This window comes from Flavobacterium sp., assembly GCF_044368995.1.
In the GTDB taxonomy this organism is placed as follows: domain Bacteria; phylum Bacteroidota; class Bacteroidia; order Flavobacteriales; family Flavobacteriaceae; genus Flavobacterium.
In genome coordinates this window covers 1-6,132 of the sequence record NZ_JBIPMS010000101.1, presented here as the reverse complement: position 1 = coordinate 6,132, position 6,132 = coordinate 1, and the positions used below count along the sequence as shown (strand labels likewise).

Below are 6,132 nucleotides of genomic sequence, written 5' to 3'. Positions count from 1 at the left end.
TTCTTACATCTTTATCTACACAACAAATATGACCTTGAATTTCTATATATAATTTTGGATTCATTGTCATAATTCGAATCAGTTCGAAAATTTCTCTTTGTGAGGAAGGCATGATGCCAAATGTATTTTTGTAAAACTGAATTTCAGGCAAAACAATTAAAGTGCCTGGTCGAGACAATTGAATTTTTTCTTCTAAAGTGGCGCCTTCTGGAAAATTCATATCCTTTTCTTCTATTGGAGTTAATCCGTTTGTTGGAATATCTTTTGGAACTTCCGCCACTACTTTTGTTTGAATTAAAAGGGCTTCTTTTGCCAAATCTTTTTCTTGTAAAAATACAATACTAGCTTTTCTGTTTTCGGCTTTATTATTAGATTTTACACCTTTTTCACCTAAAGAAATCGATTTAAAATCTTCCCTAATTTTAACCGATAGTTTTACTTTATTAAAAATATAATCTACACGTTTTTGTGATAAAGTATCATTATAACCAGAAGAACCAACTTCATCTGTTGAACCGGTGATAGAAAGAATTTTAGAGTTTTTATTTGTAGCAATCCATTTGTTTAATCTAACCAATTCGACTTGATTTAAAGCCGATTTATTATTTTCGAAATAAAATGTGATACTTTCTTGTCCAAAAAAAACAAATGGTAAAAGGCAAAAGGTAAAAGCAAATAAGAATTTCATTATTTTGAATGATATTGATTTAAACAAATATAGTGCTAAAAACTAAATGAATTACTTATCAATAATCAAAATTTCTATACGCCGATTGGCTTTTCGTTCTTCTTCGTTTTTTTCTGGAATGGGAAAAATAGGTTGCTCTGCATCGAAGCTTTTATAACTTAATCTCGATTGATCAATTCCGTTTACCACTAAAAACTCTATAGTTCCTATGCAACGTTTTAATGCAATTTCTTCGTTATCTTTTCCTGGCGTGCAACAAATATGACCGTGAATTTCAATTTTTAATTTCGGATTATCTTTCAAAGCTTTCAACAATTCTTCACGTGGTTTGTAAGATTCTGGATACAAAATATCCGTTCTGTCGTAAAAGAATAAGTTTTTGAGCAGTAATTTGTCGCCTTTTTTAGATTTAGAAATTGTAATTGAAAAATTCTCGTTTTTGGATATTTTTTCAGCAGCTTTTTTTTCAATTTTGAAATGAATTTCCACTTTTCGGTTTAAATCTAAATTTTTCAATTGATTAAAATTTTCACCTTTAGATTTTACTTCAAAACTTGCGTTAAAAGAAGACAATCGAATTAAACTTGAAACAAAATTGGCTCTTGCTAATGCCAAAGAATCGTTATATTTATTAGAAGAACGTAAATCGCAAAAGCCAATAACTTTTTGAATTTTTAAATCTTTTGTTTTTATAAATTTATTAAATTTGCTCATTTCTTTTAAAGAAAGTTGACTTGAATTGGTGTCAAAATAAAGCGTTATTTTTTTTTGAGAAAAAGAAACTGCACAAAAGCTGAAAAATAAATATATAAGTAATGATTTCATAAAAACGTGCTTTTTTAGATAACTCAAAAATACTAAAAATTATTGTAAAAAAAATGCTTGTTATTCCTAACAAGCATTTTAAAAATCTGTTTTAACATTATTTAATAAAGAACAATTCTCTGTATTTTGTTAATGGCCAAATTCCGTTGTCAACTAAAAGTTCCAATTTATCGCAATGTTCACGAATTACTTCAAAATAGGGTTTTACTTTATCACAATAAGCGGCTGCCATTTTTTCAGTATTATCTAAGTTATTTGCTTTTTTACGTTCATCAATCATTTCGTCAATATTACGATTGATACCTTCAATATGTCCAGATATTTCTTTGATTAATTCAATTTGTTCCTTTGCAATTTTGGTGAAATCTTTTTCAAAAATATCTTTTAAACCTTTTACGTTTTCAATTAACGTATTTTGATATCTAATTGCCGTTGGAATAACATGATTACGAGCAATATCACCTAAAACTCTTCCTTCAATTTGAATTTTCTTTGCATATTCTTCTAATTCAATTTCATAACGAGATTCTACTTCAATGTGATTCATTACACCTAATTCGGCAAATAAGTCAAATGCTTTTTTAGAAACTTTAGCTTTCAAAGCTTCTGGAGTTGTTTTATGATTACTTAGTCCGCGTTTTTTTGCTTCATTTTCCCAAGCCTCGCTGTATCCGTCGCCTTCAAATAAAATAGCTTTTGTTCCTTTGATATATTCTCTTAAGGTATTGAAAATGGCTTCGTCTTTCTTTAAATCTTTCGTTTCAATTAATAAATCTACTTCTTTTTTGAAGTCGATTAATTGTTTAGCAACAATTGAATTTAAAGTAGTCATTGAAACCGCACAGTTTGCAGACGAACCTACCGCTCTAAATTCGAATTTATTTCCTGTAAATGCAAATGGTGAAGTTCTGTTTCTGTCTGTGTTATCCAATAAAACATCTGGTAATTTACCAACCACGTTTAGTTTTAAATCTGTTTTTTCTTCTGGAGATAATTTTCCATTTGTAACACCTTCTAATTCAGCCAATACTTTGGTTAATTGTTGTCCAATAAACACTGAAATAATTGCTGGTGGCGCTTCATTTGCACCCAAACGATGGTCGTTACTAGCAGATGCAATTGAGGCTCTTAATAATTCTTCGTAATCATGAACTGCTTTAATGGTGTTGATAAAAAACGTTAAGAACATTAAATTACTCATTGGCGTTTTTCCTGGAGCTAATAAATTTATTCCAGTATCTGTGGCTAATGACCAGTTGTTATGTTTACCCGAACCGTTTACACCTTTAAAAGGTTTTTCATGAAACAATACTTTAAAATCGTGTCTTTCTGCCACTTTTTCCATTACATCCATTAATAAGGAGTTGTGGTCTACAGCTAAATTAGTCTCTTCAAAAATAGGCGCCAATTCAAATTGACCTGGTGCCACTTCATTATGACGTGTTTTTACAGGAATTCCTAACAACATACATTCGTATTCTAATTCTCTCATATATTGCAATACACGTGTTGGAATTGAACCAAAATAATGATCGTCTAATTGTTGTCCTTTTGAAGAAGTGTGTCCTAATAAAGTTCTGCCAGTAGCAATAATGTCTGGCCTAGTAGCTGCTAAAGCAGAATCAATTAAGAAATATTCTTGTTCCCAACCTAAAGTTGGCGTTATTTTTTTAATGTTTTTATCAAAATATTTAGCTACTTCCGTACCCGCAGCATCAATGGCGCTTAATGCTCTTAATAAAGGTGTTTTATTATCTAAAGCTTCGCCTGTATAAGATACAAATATTGTAGGAATACATAAAGTACTTCCAAATATAAATGCTGGAGAAGTTGGATCCCAAGCCGTATAACCTCTTGCTTCAAAAGTGTTTCTTATTCCTCCGTTTGGAAAAGAAGATGCATCTGGTTCTTGTTGCACTAATTGGCTTCCCCCAAATTTTTCAACAGGATCTGAACCATCCATTGATGTTTCAAAAAAAGCATCGTGTTTTTCTGCTGTTGTTCCTGTTAATGGTTGAAACCAGTGTGTGTAATGTGTAACGTTTTTTGACAAAGCCCATTCTTTCATTCCCATGGCTACGTAATCGGCAATTTTACGATCAATCTTTGTTCCTTGTTCAATGGCATTTTTAACTGCTTTATATGCATCTGAGGTTAAAAACTGACGCATAGATTTGTCGTTGAACACATTGGATGCAAAAATTTCTGATTTTCTTGCCGTTTCTTCAAAAGGAACTGGTTTTCTACTGGTAGCTTTATCTAAAGCTTGGAAACGAAGTGTAGCCATAAAGTTGGATTTTAAAAATTATAATCTAAATTTTTATGGTACAAAAATATAAAATATTTACAAATAAAAAAACATACCCCCTAAAATTTTAGGGGTACTTTAAAAATAATTTAATTTAATTATAAAATAATGTCAAATTTATGGGGTTAACCCAACAAAAAGACAAAATAAAATTTTTAATCTGAATGAAGCTAAAAATAACTTAATTTTAATTTATATTTGCTAAAAATCAATCATTATGACAGTTTGGATTATTTTTCTAATCGCTATTTCTATATTTTTAGCACTTGATTTAGGTGTTTTTAATAAAAATCCACATATTATTAGTAGTAAAGAGGCATCAAAATGGACCATTCTTTGGGTAACGCTATCTTTTATATTTTCTGGAATTGTGTATTTACTTTATGCTGGAGATTTTATTGCCAACCCAACGGGATTAAAACCGATGCAAGCGTCTTTAAAATATATTACAGGATATTTAATAGAGCTTTCCTTAAGTGCAGATAATATATTTGTAATCGCTATTATTTTTTCTTCTTTCAAAATACCACAAAAATACCAACATAGGGTTTTATTTTGGGGAATCATTGGCGCGATTATATTTAGAGGTTTAATGATATTTTTAGGTGTAGCACTTATCAACCGATTTGAATGGATTATATATGTATTTGGTGCTTTCTTAATTTTTACTGCTATGAAAATGCTTTTTAGTAAAGAGGAAGAAGAATTTGATCCAAAAGATTCTAAAATATACAAATTAATTGGTAGAATATTTCCAGTCCATACCGAAATTGAAGGACAGAAATTTTTTATTAGAAAAGAAAACATCAATTACGTAACACCTTTATTTATTGCTTTAATTGTAATTGAAGTCATGGATGTGATTTTTGCATTAGATAGCGTTCCTGCCATTTTAGCCATTACTTCTGATCCTTTTTTGGTATTTAGCTCTAATATTTTTGCGATTTTAGGTTTGCGCTCTATGTATTTTTTCTTATCCAATATGATAGAAAAATTTAGTTATATCGAATACAGTTTGATAGCGATTTTAACTTTCGTTGGGGTAAAAATGCTATTGATTCATCATTTCCCAGAATTTTTCCCAGAATGGTTATCATTAGCTTTTATTGCATTATCTCTCACAATTGGTGTTTTGGTTTCATTACAAAAAAATAAAGAATAATATTTATACAAACAGCGGATGAAAATATATACAAAAACAGGAGATACTGGCACCACTGCTCTTTTCGGAGGAACTAGAGTACCAAAAGACCATATCCGAATTGAAAGTTACGGAACAGTTGACGAGCTAAATTCTCATATTGGATTAATTAGGGATCAAGACTTCAATGTACATTATAAAGATATTTTAATCGAAATTCAAGACAGGTTATTTACCGTTGGTGCTATTTTAGCCACACCACCGGACAAAGAAGTATTAAAAAATGGTGAAAAACGCTTACAAAATCTTGGAATAGTTGAAAGCGACATTGAATTATTAGAATCAGAAATTGACGCTATGGAAGAAGCATTGCCTCCAATGACGCATTTTGTTTTACCAGGCGGACATACAACTGTGTCATATTGTCATGTAGCGCGCTGTGTATGCAGAAGAGCCGAACGTTTAGCAGTGCATTTAGACCATAACGAACCTGTTGCAGAGATTGCGATTAAATATTTAAATCGACTTTCTGACTATTTATTCGTATTGGCACGAAAATTGTCTCATGATTTAAATGCTGATGAAGTGAAATGGATACCTAGAAAATAAGTTTTTAGAAATCCTAAAATTGAAATTCCAAAACCAAAAAAAGAATACGTTTTAAATAATTAAATAATTGAATTTTAGCTATTTGGAATTTGTTTTTTATGTTTTGGAATTTAAGAAAATTAAGTTCTTAAAATTTATTAAAAAAATAATTAAAAAAAACTTGTCTTTTTAAGTAATAAATTTATTTTTGCATTAAACTATAAAATATAAATAAGATGTATTGGACGTTAGAATTGGCATCATATTTAAGTGATGCGCCATGGCCTGCAACAAAAGACGAATTAATTGACTACGCCATCAGAGCTGGAGCACCATTAGAAGTGGTAGAAAACTTACAGTCTATTGAGGATGAAGGCGAAATTTATGAGTCAATGGAAGAAATATGGCCAGATTATCCTACAGATGAAGATTATCTTTGGAACGAGGATGAATATTAAAAATAGATAACCTAATAAAAAGTCTCTTCGGTGAGGCTTTTTTTTTGGTTATCTTTACAAATGAATAAAACCGAAAGGTTAAATTATATATAAAAAACAGATTATGAGTATTGTAAATTCGATA

The 6,132-nt window shown here is 30.2% G+C and carries 6 protein-coding genes; 3 read left to right on the top strand and 3 right to left on the bottom strand.

What is annotated here, in order from left to right; translation table 11 throughout:
- From ACIQ2I_RS07300 to ACIQ2I_RS07290, 3 genes are all read right to left on the bottom strand, one after another.
- The coding region (locus ACIQ2I_RS07300) for an OmpA family protein (RefSeq protein ID WP_396181767.1) at positions 1-688 on the bottom strand (688 nt) is incomplete at its 3' end.
- 51 nt (positions 689-739) lie between these two features.
- Positions 740-1,513, bottom strand: a complete 774-nt coding sequence (locus tag ACIQ2I_RS07295; protein ID WP_396181766.1) for an OmpA family protein — start codon at positions 1,511-1,513, stop codon at positions 740-742.
- Between the two features lie 97 nt (positions 1,514-1,610).
- A complete protein-coding gene (locus ACIQ2I_RS07290; protein ID WP_396181765.1) occupies positions 1,611-3,800 on the bottom strand; it encodes a glutamine synthetase III in 2,190 nt (729 codons plus the stop codon).
- A gap of 238 nt (positions 3,801-4,038) precedes the next feature.
- On the opposite strand from ACIQ2I_RS07290, the gene ACIQ2I_RS07285 reads away from it, so the two are divergent.
- The 3 genes from ACIQ2I_RS07285 to ACIQ2I_RS07275 all read left to right on the top strand — a co-directional run bounded on the left by ACIQ2I_RS07285 (position 4,039) and on the right by ACIQ2I_RS07275 (position 6,008).
- Positions 4,039-4,983, top strand: a complete 945-nt coding sequence (locus ACIQ2I_RS07285) for a TerC family protein (protein ID WP_396181764.1) — start codon at positions 4,039-4,041, stop codon at positions 4,981-4,983.
- 18 nt (positions 4,984-5,001) lie between these two features.
- Entirely contained in the window at positions 5,002-5,571 is a 570-nt protein-coding gene (locus ACIQ2I_RS07280) for a cob(I)yrinic acid a,c-diamide adenosyltransferase (RefSeq protein ID WP_396181763.1), read from the top strand.
- Between the two features lie 215 nt (positions 5,572-5,786).
- On the top strand, positions 5,787-6,008 hold the full coding sequence (locus ACIQ2I_RS07275) for a DUF2795 domain-containing protein (RefSeq protein ID WP_022828503.1): 222 nt from the start codon (positions 5,787-5,789) through the stop codon (positions 6,006-6,008).
- The last annotated feature ends 124 nt before the right edge of the window (positions 6,009-6,132 follow it).